Annotated in this window: 14 protein-coding genes and 1 pseudogene; 8 read left to right on the forward strand and 7 right to left on the reverse strand. The window is 68.0% G+C overall.

The genetic code is table 11. The features are described 5' to 3' along the window. The first annotated feature begins 5 nt into the window (after positions 1–5). The gene (locus G6N64_RS05630; RefSeq protein ID WP_163795991.1) at positions 6–191 is read left to right on the forward strand and encodes a hypothetical protein; all 186 of its coding nucleotides are present in this window, start codon (positions 6–8) and stop codon (positions 189–191) included. A 345-nt stretch (positions 192–536) separates the two neighbouring features. Further along, positions 537–3,116 carry a hypothetical protein gene (locus G6N64_RS05635; RefSeq protein ID WP_163795992.1) on the forward strand — a complete coding sequence of 860 codons (2,580 nt, stop codon included), beginning with the start codon at positions 537–539 and terminating at the stop codon, positions 3,114–3,116. Positions 3,117–3,200: 84 nt separating this feature from the next. Here G6N64_RS05635 and G6N64_RS05640 read toward each other — a convergent pair whose 3' ends face one another. Further along, positions 3,201–4,109, reverse strand: a complete 909-nt coding sequence (locus G6N64_RS05640) for a LysR family transcriptional regulator (protein ID WP_163795993.1) — start codon at positions 4,107–4,109, stop codon at positions 3,201–3,203. Positions 4,110–4,321: 212 nt separating this feature from the next. Here G6N64_RS05640 and G6N64_RS05645 point away from each other — a divergent pair, with 212 nt between their 5' ends. Both G6N64_RS05645 and G6N64_RS05650 read left to right on the forward strand, forming a co-directional pair. Further along, on the forward strand, positions 4,322–5,410 hold the full coding sequence (locus tag G6N64_RS05645) for an alpha/beta fold hydrolase (RefSeq protein WP_163801459.1): 1,089 nt from the start codon (positions 4,322–4,324) through the stop codon (positions 5,408–5,410). Continuing rightward, positions 5,407–6,171, forward strand: coding sequence for an SDR family NAD(P)-dependent oxidoreductase (locus G6N64_RS05650; protein ID WP_163795994.1), 765 nt, complete (start codon positions 5,407–5,409; stop codon positions 6,169–6,171). Before G6N64_RS05645 ends, G6N64_RS05650 begins: the two co-directional genes overlap by 4 nt. A 10-nt stretch (positions 6,172–6,181) precedes the next feature. Here G6N64_RS05650 and G6N64_RS29885 read toward each other — a convergent pair whose 3' ends face one another. Next, positions 6,182–6,352: a hypothetical protein gene (locus G6N64_RS29885; RefSeq protein ID WP_174266760.1), complete on the reverse strand. Its 171-nt coding sequence runs from the start codon at positions 6,350–6,352 to the stop codon at positions 6,182–6,184. Then, the gene (locus tag G6N64_RS05655) at positions 6,352–6,693 is read right to left on the reverse strand and encodes a DUF3140 domain-containing protein (RefSeq protein WP_163795995.1); all 342 of its coding nucleotides are present in this window, start codon (positions 6,691–6,693) and stop codon (positions 6,352–6,354) included. Before G6N64_RS05655 ends, G6N64_RS29885 begins: the two co-directional genes overlap by 1 nt. A 237-nt stretch (positions 6,694–6,930) precedes the next feature. On the opposite strand from G6N64_RS05655, the gene G6N64_RS05660 reads away from it, so the two are divergent. Then, the gene (locus G6N64_RS05660) at positions 6,931–8,388 is read left to right on the forward strand and encodes a DHA2 family efflux MFS transporter permease subunit (protein ID WP_163795996.1); all 1,458 of its coding nucleotides are present in this window, start codon (positions 6,931–6,933) and stop codon (positions 8,386–8,388) included. A gap of 34 nt (positions 8,389–8,422) precedes the next feature. Then, entirely contained in the window at positions 8,423–9,238 is an 816-nt protein-coding gene (locus G6N64_RS05665) for an oxidoreductase (protein ID WP_163795997.1), read from the forward strand. A gap of 39 nt (positions 9,239–9,277) precedes the next feature. On the opposite strand, the gene G6N64_RS05670 is transcribed toward G6N64_RS05665, so the two are convergent. Beyond that, complete coding sequence (locus G6N64_RS05670; RefSeq protein ID WP_163795998.1) at positions 9,278–10,693, reverse strand: dihydrolipoyl dehydrogenase family protein; 1,416 nt, start codon at positions 10,691–10,693, stop codon at positions 9,278–9,280. A gap of 86 nt (positions 10,694–10,779) precedes the next feature. Further along, the gene (locus G6N64_RS05675) at positions 10,780–11,418 is read right to left on the reverse strand and encodes a TetR/AcrR family transcriptional regulator (protein ID WP_163795999.1); all 639 of its coding nucleotides are present in this window, start codon (positions 11,416–11,418) and stop codon (positions 10,780–10,782) included. Positions 11,419–11,672: 254 nt separating this feature from the next. Here G6N64_RS05675 and G6N64_RS05680 point away from each other — a divergent pair. Next, positions 11,673–12,757, forward strand: a pseudogene (locus G6N64_RS05680) (molybdopterin-dependent oxidoreductase). Next, a complete protein-coding gene (locus tag G6N64_RS05685; protein ID WP_163796000.1) occupies positions 12,754–13,266 on the forward strand; it encodes a hypothetical protein in 513 nt (170 codons plus the stop codon). The pseudogene G6N64_RS05680 and the gene G6N64_RS05685 overlap by 4 nt, the downstream one beginning before the upstream one ends. Before the next feature lie 129 nt (positions 13,267–13,395). Here G6N64_RS05685 and G6N64_RS05690 read toward each other — a convergent pair whose 3' ends face one another. Together G6N64_RS05690 and hisD are read right to left on the reverse strand one after the other, a co-directional pair. Continuing rightward, positions 13,396–14,355 (reverse strand): carbon-nitrogen hydrolase family protein, encoded by a 960-nt coding sequence (locus G6N64_RS05690; protein WP_163796001.1) that lies wholly within the window; start codon positions 14,353–14,355, stop codon positions 13,396–13,398. Positions 14,356–14,394: 39 nt separating this feature from the next. Then, entirely contained in the window at positions 14,395–15,732 is a 1,338-nt protein-coding gene (hisD, locus tag G6N64_RS05695; RefSeq protein WP_163796002.1) for a histidinol dehydrogenase, read from the reverse strand. Between the last annotated feature and the right edge of the window lie 67 nt (positions 15,733–15,799).

Raw genomic sequence — 15,799 nt, forward strand, 5'->3', positions numbered from 1 at the left:
CCTCCGTGGTCAATGTCGAGCATCTTGGCACGCCCGATGCCGACCATGCCTCGTCCCTGGAACCGATCCGGATGACGTCGCCGGCCGCAATCCGAACGGCCGACTTGGCCATGAACGTCAGCCGAACTGCCGACGTCACCGGGAGGCGAGGCGGGACCGACATCGGCGATGCAGTGGTCGACGGGTCATGATCGCCGAAAGTGCAGTAGCCGATCGCCCACGGCGCAGTAGTGATCCGGCCGATACTCGTGGTGATGCGCTGGCGATCGCCCGCCGCACGGGTGCGGAGGGATCGTTGCATGAGTGGTGTTCGGCATGTCGGGCGAGTCGGGGCGTTGGCCGTTGCTCTGGGCGCAGGCGCGATGATCGTCGCTCCCTGGGCGGCGTCGGCGGATACCGGTGACTCGGGTGCGTCGAACGGGTCACGCGGTCTCGAGGCAGGTTTTGCGGCGCCGACGACAACCCCTGACTGCTTGGATTCGGCATGTGTCCTCGTGGTCGGGGCGACGTCGGCGCCGGTGAACGACTCCGCATCCATGCGCGATCGAGTGGCTCTCATCGCCGCGGTACCCCCCACCATCGGTGTCGATCAGGTGTCGTCCGTCATTCGACTGTTCATCGGCAACGGCATCGATGCCGCCGCGGACTGTGTCGGCAGCACCTGCAACGGCGGAAACGGCGGCCTGTTCCTCGGGTCGGGCGGTCGTGGCGCCAACGGCGGCAACGGCGGCCGCGCCGGACTGTTCGGAAACGGTGGCGCCGGTGGTGCGGCCGGATCGTCCGGGACCGGGGGCACCGGCGGGCGCGGCGGGGTGTTCATCGGCAACGGCGGCGCCGGTGGCACGGGGGCGGCCGGCACCGCCGGACTGCCCGGCATGACCGGGAACCGCGGTGGCGACGGAGGCGACGGCGGCGCCGGAGGACTGCTGGGGGCCGGCGGCGCGGGCGGGTCCGGCGGCACCGGTGGGACGGGTGGGGCCGGCAGGAAGGGCGTCACGGGAGCCGACGGCACCCCCGGCGGACGCGACGGGTCCGACGGGTCGACCGGCACTGACGGTGGAGGCGGCGGCGCAGGTGGCAGCGCCGGACGAGGCGGCTCGGGCGGGCTGCTCGGCCCCGGCCTCACGGGCAGGAACGGCAGCGGCGGCGTCGGAGGGGCCGCGGGTGACGGCGGCGATGGTGGCAACGGCATCCGAGGCCTCGATGGCAACCCCGGCACCAGCGGCACGAACGGTGGCGATGGCACGAAGGGCTTCGCGGGTACCGACGGCGGCAACGGCGGCAACGGCGGCGCGGCGGGCCAGGCAGGCCGGGGCGGTGCCGCGGGAACCACCGTCGGCGGTGGCGGCGTGGCCGGAGCCGACGGGGCTGCGGGGATTCGGGGCGCCGGCGGTGCGGGTGGCGACGGCGGCACCGGGGGCACGGGCGGAGCCGGTGGCACGGGCATCACCGGAGCCACAGGCACCCTCGCTCGCCCCGACGGGTTCGACGGGTTGACCGGTGGCAGCGGTGGAGACGGCGGCACCGGCGGCAGCGCCGGACGAGGCGGTACGGGCGCGGTGTCCGGCGCCACGGGCAGGAACGGCAACGGCGGCGTCGGAGGGGCTGCGGGCAAGGGCGGCACCGGCGGTGTCGGCGTCGACGGCACACCGGGTACCGACGGCGCTCCTAGCAGGAGCGTCGCCGTCGCTGGTGGCGACGGTGAAGCCGGTGGCAACGGTGGCAACGGCGGCGGCGGCGGCCTCGCGGGCAGCGCGGGCCGGGGTGGAAGCGCCGGTACCACCGTCGGCGCCGGTGGGATGACCGGAGCGCCTGGCTCAGTTGGCGTTCGTGGCGACGGCGGTCGCGGGGGCAATGGCGGTGAGGGTGGTACCGGTGGCCTCGGCGCCCAGGGATCGAACAGCACGGCGACTGGGTCCGACGGCGAGACACTTCCGAGCGGTCCCGCGTCCGGTGGCCGCACCGGCGGAAACGGTCAGGCAGGTGGTACCGGCGGGAAGGGCGGCGTGGGCGGCAATGCCGGTCTCGGCGGGCCCGGCACCAACGTCGGGTCGAACGGCATCAACGGCATCGGAGGTGTCGGCGGCAACGGCGGTGAGGGCGGCAGAGGGGCCACCGGCGGTAACGGCGGCCGAGGAGTCGACTCAGGCGGCACCTCCCCTGCAGTTCGTCGGGACGGGGCTCCCGGCGGGACGGGTGGCGACGGCGGGCTCGGCGGGGACGGCGGTCAAGCCGGCGCAGGCGGGGCGGCAGGCACCACGCCGGGTAGCGGCGGCCAACGCGGCGCCGACGGCATCGGCGGACGCGGCGGTGTAGGCGGCACGGGCGGTAACGGAGGCGCGGGCGGCAACGGAGCCGACGCGCGCAACCCGGTGTCGGCCGGAAACGGCGGTGCGGGTGGCGATTCCGGACGCGGCGGTGCCGGCGGACAAGGTGGTGCCGCTGCAACCCCGGGGGGAGCCGGAGCGGGAATCAGGGGCTTCTCAGGCCAGTCGGGCGTTGGCGGCGGTGGCGGCAACGGCGGCAACGGCACGGCGTCGGACGGTGCCGGCGGCAACGGCCTGGGCGGGAACGGCGGCAGCGGCGGCAACAGTCTGGCCGGCGGAGTATCGAGCGGGGTCGGCGGCACGGGTGGCAACGGCGGCAACGGTGCCGGAGGCTCCGGTGTCTCCGGCGGCCAAGGGAGGGGTGGCACCGGCGGCAACGGCGGAAGCGGATTCCTAGGCGGCAACGGTGGCGCCGGTGGTACCGGCACGGGGGGCGCTGGAACGGGCAATGCCAATGGCGTCGGCATCGGCGGGGCCGGCGGTGCCGGCGGCACCCTGGGCAGTAATGGGAATCTCGGGAACGGCGGCAGGGGCGGCAACGGTATCGGCGGGAACGGGACCACGCAGGGCGGTGCCGGTACCGGCGGAGTCGGCGGACCCGGCTACATCGGTGGCAGAGGCGGCGACGGCACCGGTGGCGACGCCGATGCCGGCGGCCAAGGTGGTGTGGGTACCGGCGGGGACGGTGGTGCCGGCGGTGTCACGCCCGGTGCAGGTGGCATCGGAAAGGGCGGCTCACCCAATGGAACCGGAAAGAATGGCGACCCGGGCGGCGGTCTCAATCAGTAACGCCCCGGGCAACGCCTAAGGGGGTTGTTTCCCGGCTCAATCCGCGGCAGAACTCGAAGCGGACACGAGATGTTCCGATGACCGTCAGGAACTGGATGGTCGTCGTGCGACTTCGGCGGCCGCGGCGAGCATGTCTGCCAGCCGGACGGCGGCGGGGCTGACATGCTCGCGCTGTGAGCGCGCCAGGTAGATGCGCCAGTCGATGGGCGCGGCGAGGGGGATGCCCACCAGATCGCCGAACCGGCCGACCTCGCTCTCCGGCATGAAGGCGGTCCCCAAGCCGTTGCGGATCAACGCGGCGGAGACGGTGAAGTCGGCAGGAACCTCGTAGAGGATGCGCGGGATCAGTGCCGCCGCGGCGAACGCGTCATCGATCAGCCGCCTGATGCCGAAACCTTCGGGGAAGCCGACGAGATTCTCGTCTGCGAGTTGCTCGATGCCAACCCGCTTCCGCTTCGCCAGCGGGTGATCGGCACGACAGGTGAACACCATCTGCTCCTGGGCGAGCAAGTGGAGATCGATGCCGGCGGGATATCGGTCGGGCGCTGACACGAGCGCGAGGTCCAGAGACCCGTCGGCAATCGACGCCAGATAGGAGGACGATCCACTCTGACTGAGCCGCAGACGAATTCGGACGAACGGGTGGGCAGCGTGGAAGTCACCCAGGACCTTGGGGACATCCAACGCGCCGAACGTCACCAGGGATCCGAACTCGACGGTGCCGGTGAGCTGACCGCGGTAGTCGTTGAGTGCGTCCTTGGCCAGCCGAGCCGCGTTCAGCAGCTGGCGAGCGTGCCTGCGGAACTCGTCGCCTGCAGGGGTCAGCCGGATCTGCTGGCGGGACCGGTCGAACAGCTGAACGGCCAGCTCGTCCTCGAGCTTCTTGATCGACGTCGATAGCGCCGACTGCACGACGTGGACCCGCTGCGCTGCTCGAGTGAAACTCATGTCGTCTGCGACGGCCATGAAGTACTCGAGTTGCCTCAGCTCCATCTTGACGAAGCTATCAGCCGTCGCGATCGCGAACGGTGTCCTTGATCGCCAGCATCGATGCACCTGCGCGGAGCGACATCGGCTCCGCGGGGGGACGGACTGATCTTGCGTGCACGGGTGTCATCGTTCAAATAGATGAAATGTATCCGATTTGATCGTTGGACACGATGTCCGTGGTCGGGTCAAATTGTCGGTGATGAGTGATCGACACGATGCTCATCCACGTGACGAGGGAGGCGACAGCGGTGACTGCCATCAGCAGAAGGGGTTTCGTTCAAACCACGGCGGCTGCAGCGGGCGGCCTGGCTCTGGCGTCATGCGCACCCGCCAATCTTGTTCCGAGACGGCACGACTCGGTTTCGGGCGACGGCGCCACCCCGCCGGCCGCGCCTCGGCACGAGCTGGGCCCGGTGAAGCAGATCGACGCCGGAGACCTCACCGTCGGATACGTCGACGCCGGCCCCACCGACGGCCGGCCCGTGATCCTGCTGCACGGCTGGCCCTACGACATCGTCAGTTACGCCGACGTCACCGCAAGCCTTGTCGCACAGGGCTTCCGTGTCATCGTGCCGTACCTACGCGGATTTGGTTCCACCCGCTTCCTCTCGAACGACACCGTGCGCAACGGCCAACAGGCCGCGTTGGCGCAGGACGTCGTCGAACTGATGGACGCGTTACGGATTCCGAGCGCCATCCTCGGCGGGTACGACTGGGGCGGACGTACCGCGAACGTCGTCGCCGCACTGTGGCCGCAGCGATGCAGCGGTCTGGTTGCCGTCAGCGGTTACATCGTGGTCGATCTGGCCGCCAATCGCGAACCCCTGCCTCCCCAGGCCGAGTACGGCTGGTGGTACCAGTACTACTTCGCCACCCCGCGCGGCGCGCTGGGATACCGCCGCAACACCAAGGACTTCAACCGTCTGATCTGGACCAAGGCCTCTCCGCTGTGGCACTTCGAGGACACCACGTACGACCTGACCGCGACGGCGTTCGAGAACCCCGACCACGCAGACGTCGTCATTCACAACTACCGCTGGCGCCTCGGCCTCGCTCCTGGCGAAACCCGTTACGACGCAGCGGAACAACGCCTTGCCGTCAGACCCACCATCGGTGTTCCCACCATCACCATCGGGAGTGACTTCGACGGTGCCGCCAAGGACGGCGGCGCCTACCGCTCGCGCTATACCGGCCCCTACCAACACCGCGTTCTCGAGGGCATCGGTCACAACGTCCCCCAGGAAGCCCCTCGACAATTCGCGACTGCCGTCATCGACATCGCCACCACGAAAGGACACCGATGAGTACCACCACGTCAGGATTGGCAGGACGCACCGCCCTGGTCACCGGCTCGACCTCCGGGCTCGGCGCCGGCATCGCCGTCGCTCTGGCGGAAGCGGGCGCCCATGTCGTGGTGACGGGACGCACTCGGACACGTGGAGAAGCGGTCGTCGCTGCGATCGAGTCGAAAGGCGGCCACGCCGTGTACATTCCGGTGGACTTCGCGGCTGGACCCGATGCCATCGGAGATCTGGCGGCTTCGGCGTCCAAGGCGTCGGGCGGCCACGTCGACATCCTGGTCAACAACGTCGCCACGCTGCTGCAACCAACTGCCACTGCCGATGTCACGGCCGAACGAATCGCTGCCGCATTCGCCGTCAGCGTCACAGCACCGTTTCTGTTGACCGGACTCCTGGCACCGGAGATGGCACGACGCGGTGAGGGCGCCATCGTGAACATCGGCTCCATCAGCGGAATCATCGGTGCCGCAGGTTCCGCGCTCTACGGAGCTACCAAGGCGAGCGTCCACATGCTCACCAAGGCATGGGCGGCGGAGTACGGGCCAGACGGCGTCCGGGTCAACGCCGTGGCACCCGGCCCGATCGCGACCGAGCGGAACCAGGAGTTCGCCGATGGCATCGCTCCGATCCTGGCCAGAGTGCCATCGCACCGGATGAGCACCGTTGACGAGGTGTCCGCGGCCGTGGTGTTCCTCGCGGGCCCCCAGGCGGGCAACATCCACGGTGCGATCCTGACCGTCGACGGCGGCGCCACGACGGTCTGAAGATCGCCCTTCAGCGGTCGGACGGGTCCGCGAAGGGCACGTCGGGATCGTCGTCGGCGGGCGGCTCCGGATCGCGCCACTCCTCTGCGCGGGTCGGCCGGTTGCCCTGCAGCATGCCGCTGAGTTCGTCCTTCAGCGCGTCGTCTTCGCGTTGGCTGTGCTTGGAGCTTCCGCGTTCCATCAGCGTGCCTCCTTCAGTGGATCGTGTCCCAGTGTCATCAGGCGATGCCGCCAGTTGCTCTGACCTGCGGTCGGCTCGAGGTCCACGCCGCGCTCGGCGTGGATACGGTCGACCACGTTGCGCATCACGCGTTCGTCGTCCTCGGTGAGGTCGGTCCGGCGTTTGGACAGGATGTGCAGCACGTGCTGACCGGTCTGGCTGCCGGACTCATCGGGAAACTCCTCGGCGTGCTCCCCCGCCGATCGGGTGCGCAACCACTCCGACAGCTCGCGCGAGGTCATGTTCACGATGCGATGGAACTCGTCCCACAGCTCCTGATCCACGTCCGCGTGACCACTCATCACTCACCTCCTGCTCGACCACCAGGTTCTTCCGGGGTCTACCCATGGATCGGCCGGGCAATCGGGTCAGGGAGCGCGTTTCGTGCTGAATTCACGACGCGCGGTCGGCCGTGGGCGTGATGGCGGTCAAGCGTGCCCGCGGCACTAGCTGAGTTGCCTTCAGTAGACTCAGCGTCCTATGCTCTGGCCAGATGAAAAGCACAGCCATGTCGCGTGCCATGAAACCGAGGGGAACGCGTGACCGCTGGAACGCCCCAACGACAAGGTGACACCGCCACTCGACCAGGCGCGGTCCTCGTCGTCACGTCGTCGGCGGCCTTCCTGGCGACGCTGGATCTCTTCATCGTCAACATCGCCTTCCCCGCCATCAGTGCCGACTTCGCGGATGCCGACTTCGGCCAGATGTCCTGGATCCTCAACAGTTACACCGTCGTCTTCGCGGCGGTACTCGCTCTGGCAGGCCGCCTCGCCGACCGCTACGGCCACCGACGGGTCTTCCTCGTGGGGCTGGCGGTCTTCACCGCCGCTTCTGCGGTGTGCGCACTGGCCCCGAGCCTGTGGGCGCTGGTGGCCGCCCGGACCGTGCAAGGCGTCGGCGCCGCGCTGATTACACCGACGTCCCTGTCGTTGCTCCTGAACGCCTGGCCGGCTGAACGGCGCGCCAAGGCCGTGGGCACCTGGGCGTCGGTCGGAGCGGTCGCAGCCGCACTCGGACCGCCGCTGGGCGGTCTGCTCGTCGCCGCGGGATGGCAGTGGGTGTTCCTGGTCAACGTCCCCCTCGGGATCGTCACCATGGTGGCGGCGGTACGCATCCTCCGCGAATCCGACATCACGCCGATCGGGCGGCCCGACCTGCTCGGCGCCGGCTTCCTGGTCCTCGGAGTCGGTGCGCTGGCCTACGCGCTGGTCGAGGTTCCCGAACGCGGATGGGACGCAGCGGTAGTGCTGGTCTCACTGGCCGTATCCGTGTCGGGCCTGACCGCGGTCGTCATCCGCTCGCGCCGCCATCCGGTGCCCGCCCTGGATCTGGCGGTGCTGCGCGTCCCCGAGTTCGCCCTGGCCATCGTCATGATGCTGGCGTTCTCGTGCGGCTTCGCCGGCATGCTCCTGGTCAACGTCCTCTACCTCACCTCCACCTGGGGCTGGTCGGCTCAGGCGGCCGGTCTCGGCCTCGCCGCCGGCCCTGTCGTCGTGGTCGTCGTCGCCCGGCTGGCCAATCGTGTCGCGGCACGGCTGGGAATCGGAACCGTCGCCACCCTGGGGGCCACGAGCTTCATGGCCGGCGCGCTCTGGTGGCTGTGGCGGCTCGGGCCGTCGGAGAACTATCTGGCCGGTCTGCTGCCCGGCCAACTCCTGACCGGGCTGGGGGTCGGGCTGATACTGCCCACGTTGTCCTCGGTCGTGGGATCTGCGCTGCCGGGACCGCGCTGGGGTTCGGGTTCGTCACTGATCAACACGGCTCGACAGGTCGGCTCCGTACTGGGCATCGCGCTGATCGTCACCGTGGTCGGGACGCACATCGCGAGCACTCCCACGAAGTTCGCCGCCATCCGCTCCGGGTGGGCGCTCCTGGCCGCGGCCGGAGCGACCAGCGCCCTCGTCGGGCTCGTCTTGACCGCCGTCGAGTACCGGACGGCACTGAGACACAGATGTTCTCGAGAATCGCAGCACGAGACACCGCTGAAGACAGCGTGACCACGACACCGCACACGACGTCAGGAATCAACGCATGCCATCATCGCAACCCGTCGCACTCATCACCGGTGCCAACGCCGGCCTGGGCAGGTTCGCCGCGCTCGGTCTCGTGGAGGCCGGTTTCCACGTCGTCGGCACCAGCCGCGACACCACGGGACTGAATCCCCCTTCGGGAGTGACGCTCCGCGACCTCGACGTCACCAGCGACGAGTCCGTCGCCGCATTGGTCGAGGGCGTCGTCACGGGCTTCGGGCGCATCGACGTCCTGGTCAACAATGCCGGCATGGGACTCGCCGGCGCCATCGAGGAGAACTCGATCGCTCAGCAGCAGAAGCTGTTCGACATCAACGTCTTCGGCGTCATCCGGATGACCAACGCCGTCCTGCCGCACATGCGGGTTCGACGGCGCGGACGGATCGTCAACATCTCCTCGATCTTCGGCTTCATGCCCGCCCCGTACATGGCCGCCTACAGCGCGACGAAGTACGCCGTCGAGGGATACTCCGAGTCCGTCGACCACGAGGTCCGCAGCCACGGCATCAGGGTGGTACTCGTCGAGCCGGGCGGCACCAGGACGGGTTTCGACGACAACACCACGGCACCCGACAACCCGCTGGAGGCGTACGCGCAACAGCGCGGCCGCGCCAATCGGGTGGTGGCCGAACAGGTCAACGGCGGTGAGGATCCCGTGACCGTGGCCAAGGCCATCGTCGCCGCGGCAACGGACGCGAACCCGCGGCTGCGCTATCCCGCGGGCGCCAAGGCGCGCCAGTTGAGCGCCATGCGGCGCATCGTGCCCGCCCGGATCTTCGACAAGCAGCTGCGCAAGACGTTCGAACTAGCCGACTGAACTTCCTCGCGGAGTCTGCGGATGTGGTGGGTGTCGCGCCTACCGAGCGGCAGTCAAGGGGTTCCAGACCTGGCTGAGTGACGGGTGCGGCGCGATGACGTGACGCAGCACCGACAACGGCACTTCACCCACCACGGCCACGGTGGCCGCCTGAACCAGATCGGCTACGTCCGGTCCGACGAACGTCGCGCCTAGCAGCGTGTCACGGTCTGCATCGACGACCAGCTTCGCTTCTGCGTCGAATCCGTCGCGCAGGATCAACAGTTCTCCGAGGCCCCCTGGATACCGTGCAGTTCGGGTCGTCACCGTGAACCCAGCCTGACGAGCCGCCGCTTCCGTGTAGCCGACTTCGACGACCTGAGGGCTGGTGAAGATGATCTGCGCCAGGCGGCCTGCGTCCCGTGCCATGAGTTCCGCACCGTCGCGCAGAGTGCCCTCGGCGCGGGCGGCGACGACGTCCGCCACGATGCCGGCGTGGTATTGCGAAACATGCGACAACAGAGCGCGTCCCGTCGTGTCGCCGATCGCATACAGCCATTCACCTTCGACGCCCTTGGCCGTGAGGTGGTCGTCGACGGTCACGTACTCTCCGCCGGGTAGACCGACCGTTTCCAGTCCCAGCCCATTGGTGTTGACTGAACGGCCTGTGGCGACGACGATTTCGTCGGCTTCGAGTCGGATGTCACCGGTGGACGCGGTGATTCCGCCGCGCGCGTCGCGCTCGACCGACGTGACGTGAGTTCCGAAACGGACGTCCACGCCGCGATCTCCAAGCGCGGCCGCCACCCGCGTGCCCGCAAAGGGCTCGGATCCACGTAGCAGCGAGGATCCCCGTACCAGCAGAGTCACCGTGCTGCCAAGCCCGGACAGAATGGTCGCGCACTCCACACCGACGACTCCGCCGCCGACGACGATGGTCCTGCCGGGGACCCTCTTCATGGTCGCCAGATCCCGGTTGGTCCAGGGGGATGCCGATTCAAGTCCCTCGACGTCGGGAAGAAGTGGGCGCGTCCCGGTCGCGAGTATCACTGCGCGCTCGGCATGCAACCGGCGCTCACCTCCCCCAGGTTCGACGACCACCACCGTTCGTTCTCCATCGAGTCGACCTCGACCGTGAACGACGTCGATACCGGCCTCGGTCATGCCGGCGACGATGTCGTGGTCGTCGAGGTGATCGATGATGACGTCCCTCTTGGCGAAGACCGCCTTGACGTCGACCCTGTCGCTTCCGACGACCTCCCGGACCCCGGGAACGGCTCGGGCGAGTTCGAGGACCTCGATCGGTCGGATTAGCGTCTTCGTCGGATTGCACGCCCAGTAGTGACACTCGCCGCCTACGAGGCGGTCTTCGATCACGGCCACCGTCAGACCCCTGCCGGCGAGGCGAAGTGCCGCCGTCACGCCGCCCGGACCGCCGCCGATGACCACCGTATCGAAGTGTTCTGAACTACTCACGTTTCTCCTTCGAGACGCCGAAAGGCGTTATCTGTTGGGCTGTTCAAAGCCAGTCGGTTGTGCATGCGACATGAGTGTCGCGATCGTCAGGCAGTCCTGACGCGATCCGATTCACCTGACTCCGGGGTGCTCGTCAACGCGCCACGGGTAGCCCCATGGAGGGCACGCCGTAGTGGGCCGACGTCTCCGCTCAGACTGGCGAGCAAGACGCCGCCCTCGTACACCGCGAGCAAGGCTGCCGCCAAGGAGCGGGCGTCGGCGGCCGTCGTCATACCACCGCTGTCGGCCACCCTTTGGAGTCCCGCTTCCAACAGGTCTTCCCAATGAGCGAACCCGTTACGCAGCGCTTTACGCGCTGCATCGTCGTTCTGACCGAGCTGGTAGATCAACGACCCGATGGGGCAACGGATTGCCTCCGACGAACCTTCATAGAATGCGACGACTTCGTCGCACCAGGCCCGCACGTCGTCGGCGGTCGACATGGCATCCAGAGTCGGTCTCAGCGAGGCGATCACGCGCTCGACCTGGTAGGCCACCACCTCGGCAACGATGTCTGACTTGTCCACGAAGAAGTGGTAGAGCTGCCCGCGCCCCACGCCGGCGGCAGCACCGATGTCGTCGAGTGATGTCGACTGAATGCCCTGCGCGGCAAAGAGGTCACACGCCGCATCCAGCACACGTCCAACGGTGGCGCGCCCGCGGTCGGTCGTCGGGTTCACCTTCACGTCAGCCCCCATCCCTTGCCAAGCAGTTTGGTCTGTACTAGAAAGTACACCAACTGTATCGAACAGTACAGAGCGCGGTGGAAACGCTCCTACCGGCCGGTCACCCCCCTGTGGCACCGTCAACGTGGAATCGAGGAATCATGTGGTCGAACGCCGGTCCTGAGTCGGTGGGGCGCTCGGACACATCCGGCGACGACGTCGCCTCGGAGACCCCGTCCCATGGACGACGCTTCTCCGAGAACCGGAGCACGGCCGTGACCGCTCGAGTCGGATCGTGGCTTGGTGTCGCCGTAGCGGTCTGCATGGTAACGGGACTCGTCAGTCATTTCATTCAGCATCCCCAACCGTGGTTCTGGTGGCCGACGCGGCCCGTGTGGCTCTACCGCGTCACCCAGGGACTACACGTGACGAGTGGGATCGCGGCGATCCCCTTGCTCGTGGTGAAACTGTGGTCGGTGTGGCCGAAGCTGTTCGCGCGTCCCGTGATCGGGGGCCTAACCCGCCAACTCGAGCGACTGTCGATACTCGTGCTGGTCGGAGCGATGATATTTCAGCTGAGCACCGGGCTGCTCAACATCGCGCAGTGGTACGCGTTCGACTTCTTCTTTCCTCCAGTGCACTACGCGATGGCATGGGTAGCGGTCGGTGCCGTCATCGTCCACGTCGCCGTCAAGCTCCCCGTAATCCGTCGTGCACTCGGCGAATCGATCGATCGGAGTGCCGTCGAAGGGGGTGGCGCCGTCGGCCCGAGCCGGCGAACCGTACTGATGGGAGCGGGCGTCGCCACCGCGGTAGCGACCCTCGCGACCGCAGGCCAGACGGTGCCGTGGCTCAAACGGATATCGGCACTGGCACCACGTTCCGGCGACGGACCCCAGGGTGTTCCGGTGAACCGAACGGCACTTGCCGCGGGGGTGTCGCGTGCCGCAAAGTCACCCGACTATCGCTGACGGTTGTCGGAGCGGGCGCACGTCGCACGTTCACGTTGGCCGAGCTGCAGGCGATGCCTCAGTCCACGCGGGACCTTCCGATCGCCTGCGTCGAGGGATGGAGCGCCAACGCGCAGTGGACCGGCATCGTGCTCGCCGACCTCGTGGCGGCAGAGGGCGGCTCGCCGGACTCCGATGTCCGGATGACGTCCCTGGAGCCGCCGGGCCCGTACTCGCGGACGACGCTTCCCGCCAGGCATGCCCGCGATTCTGCGACGCTGATAGCTCTGCGGCTCAACGGTGCAGAACTCGACCTCGACCACGGGTACCCCTGCCGGCTGATAGCGCCAACGAGACCCGGTGTATTGCAGACGAAGTGGTTGACGCGCATCGAGGTGGTTGGCGGATGACCGACGGGTCCGACACGACGGAGATGCTTGACGATGGCGGCCACCGTGACGCCGCGGCGCTGGACACACCAGCCGGCGGACGTGCCGCCATCCGCATGGCTGTCGCCGCTGTCGGGGTGCTCGTCGGCGCCTACGGCGTCTGGTTGCTGTGGGAGTTCCCGGCCGACGTCCTCATCCGCATCGCGGTATGGGCGGCGGTGGGTTTGATCGTGCACGACTTCGTGTTCGCGCCGTTGACGGCAGCCCTTGGGTATACGTCACGCCGGTTGATCACGGGCGGATGGTGGCCACCCGTCGCCATTGCCGCCGTGTGCTCGGCGACGCTGATACTCCTGGCCCTCCCGGTCTTCGACGCACCGGGCGCCAAGGCCGACAATCCCACCACCCTCGACCGCGACTACCCACTCGGCCTGGGGATCTCACTCGTGATCGTGTGGGTATGCGTACCGCTCCACTACGCGATCGTCACCGTTGTGCGGCGCCGGCGTCGGGCCGTTGCGAAGCCGTAGCACTGCTGAGCCGGGGAGACGATGGGCGTGCGTCGGTTTGGGCGCGAGGGGTGAGGATGCACCGCTGACTCCGATCGGATCGCTGAGCAGGGCCGCGTCCGGAACGGCAAGGGCCAGGGAAGACGGACCTCAGTCGGTGAAGGTCGCGAGGGTCTGCCGGCGGCGGTCGACGACCAGACTCGTCACGTCGGGTCGCCCGTAGTGACCAGCGGGGTCGAAGTTCTGACGCTCACGACGAACCCGACCGTGATCGAGCGTGGCGACCGTGAGGCCCTCCCGGGAATCGATCGGTTCGACGACCCACGTTCCGTCGGGAGCGGCGATACACGTTCCACCAGTGCTGATTTGCTCGTCGCTGGCATTCCTCATGATGTCCGCACCCGGCATCCCGTCGGGAATGTCGTCTCGGCGGTACACGCCTGACACCGAGATCACGTAGGAACGCGACTCGAGGGCTATGAAACGCGTGATGTCCGCGGTGTCGGAGACGTCGCCGGGCCACAGCGCTATGTGTAGATCTTCGCCTTGCGCATACAGCGCCGTTCGTGACAGTGGCATCCAGTTCTCCCAGCAATTGAGTGTGCCGAAGGTGAACGGACCCAGCTCGTGCGTGACCAGCCCGTGCCCGTCGCCGTTGGCCCAACTCAGGCGCTCTTCGTACGTGGGTATCAACTTCCGGTGCACGGACGCGACTTCGCCGCGCGAGTCGACGGTGATGGCAGAGCAGTAGATGCTGTGGCCGCCGCGATCTCCTGGCCGTTCGGCAACACCGAGCACGAGGGAGACGCCGTTCCGTCGAGCGGCGTCGCGCACACCATCCAGGTGGCCGGCCTCGATGTCGACGGCTTCCTGCAGATAATCGGCATGGATGTCCCGTTGAAGATCGGAGTTGAACTTCGCTCCGTCCGTACGGCCCAACCAGAACGGATAGCCCGGCACGACGGTCTCACCGAAGACGACCAGTTCGCACCCGTTGGCGCCCGCTTCGTCGACGTATCCCTCGACCTTGGCCAACGTCGCCTCGCGGTCCAGGAAGACGGGCGCCATTTGGACCGCCCCAACCACTTTCGTCTGCTTCGGATCACTCATCTGCTACCTCTCGATCATTGGACTCGACGACTCGAAGCGTCACTCGACGACTGCGTCCTCCGCGGCATAGAGGGCTAGCCTGCGCGTGGCGGTCGCACTGTGCGCCGCCATCCCCTCGGAGTCGGAGATCACCTGGACGGCGTGCGCCAAGGCCGGCGTGGCCTCCCGACTGATGCGCTGATAGGTAAGCGGCTTGAGATACCGCGACACGGACAGACCTGCGCTGTGCTTGGCACCCCCGGCGGTGGGAAGCACGTGATTGGTGCCCGCCATGCCCTTGTCGGAGTACGCGACAGTGCTCCAGGGACCGAGGAACACCGACCCGTAGTTCTGCAGCCGGCCGTGGTACCAGTCATCATCCGCGGTGATGATCTCGAGGTGTTCCGGCGCGAGATCGTCCACGAGCAGAGCGGCGACCTCTCGGTCGTCTGCGATCGTCACCACGCCGTAGTCTCTCCAGGCCGGGCCGGCGATCGGCTCGGTCGCCAGACTCTGTAGCTGACGATCCACCGCAGCGATGACGGCGTGCCCGTGCTCTTCGGAGGTGGTGACCAACGCGGCCGGAGAATTCGTGCCGTGCTCGGCTTGGCCGAGGAGGTCGGCGGCGACGATCTCGGGGTCGGCGGTCTCGTCGGAGAGTACGGCCACTTCCGAGGGGCCGGCGAGCAGGTCGATGGCCACGGCGCCGAACAGTTGACGCTTCGCCTCCGCGACGTAGGCGTTACCCGCTCCGACGAGCATGTCGACGGGCAACTCCCCCAGCAGCCCGAACGCCATGGCGGCAAGTGCTTGCACTCCCCCGAGCACGAAGACGCGGTCGACACCCGAGAGGTGCGCCGCGTACAGGACGGCGTCGTTCGCGCCGCCGTGCGGCTGGGGCGGCGTGCATGCAACGACTGTGGACACCCCCGCCGTCTTCGCCACGCCCACCGTCATGAAGGCGGATGCGGTCAGCGGAAATCGGCCCGCGGGTAGATACGCCCCCACTCGGGCCACCGGCACATAGCGGGTCCCCGTAACCAGCCCGGGACTCAACTCGGTCTCGAATCCAAAGAGATGGGAACGTTGTTCGCGCGCGAAGGCCTGTGTGCGGTCGGCACCCAGCTCGATCGCCTCACGCAGATCTCGCGGCAGACGGCGACCGCTCGTCGCGACGTCGTCGAAGGAGAGTTCGAAGTCGCGGCGATCGTCATTGTCGAGTGCACGGCTGTAATCGCGAACCGCATCGAGCCCCCTGGTCTCGATCTCGCGCAGCATCGTGCTGACGGTCTCGATGACCGCAGGGTCCCGCTGGGCGGCAGGGGCGTCGACGAGGGGTCGCTTGAGGTGCTGACATCTGCCGTGCACCCGTTCGAGGAGAGCTGTCGAGTAACGCATGAACTCACCGTAAGGACATCCGTCGTGAAGCACTAGACAGTGATTCTCGGCATCTTCCATAGGGTCT

The organism is Mycolicibacterium sediminis, from assembly GCF_010731735.1.
GTDB lineage: Bacteria > Actinomycetota > Actinomycetes > Mycobacteriales > Mycobacteriaceae > Mycobacterium > Mycobacterium sediminis.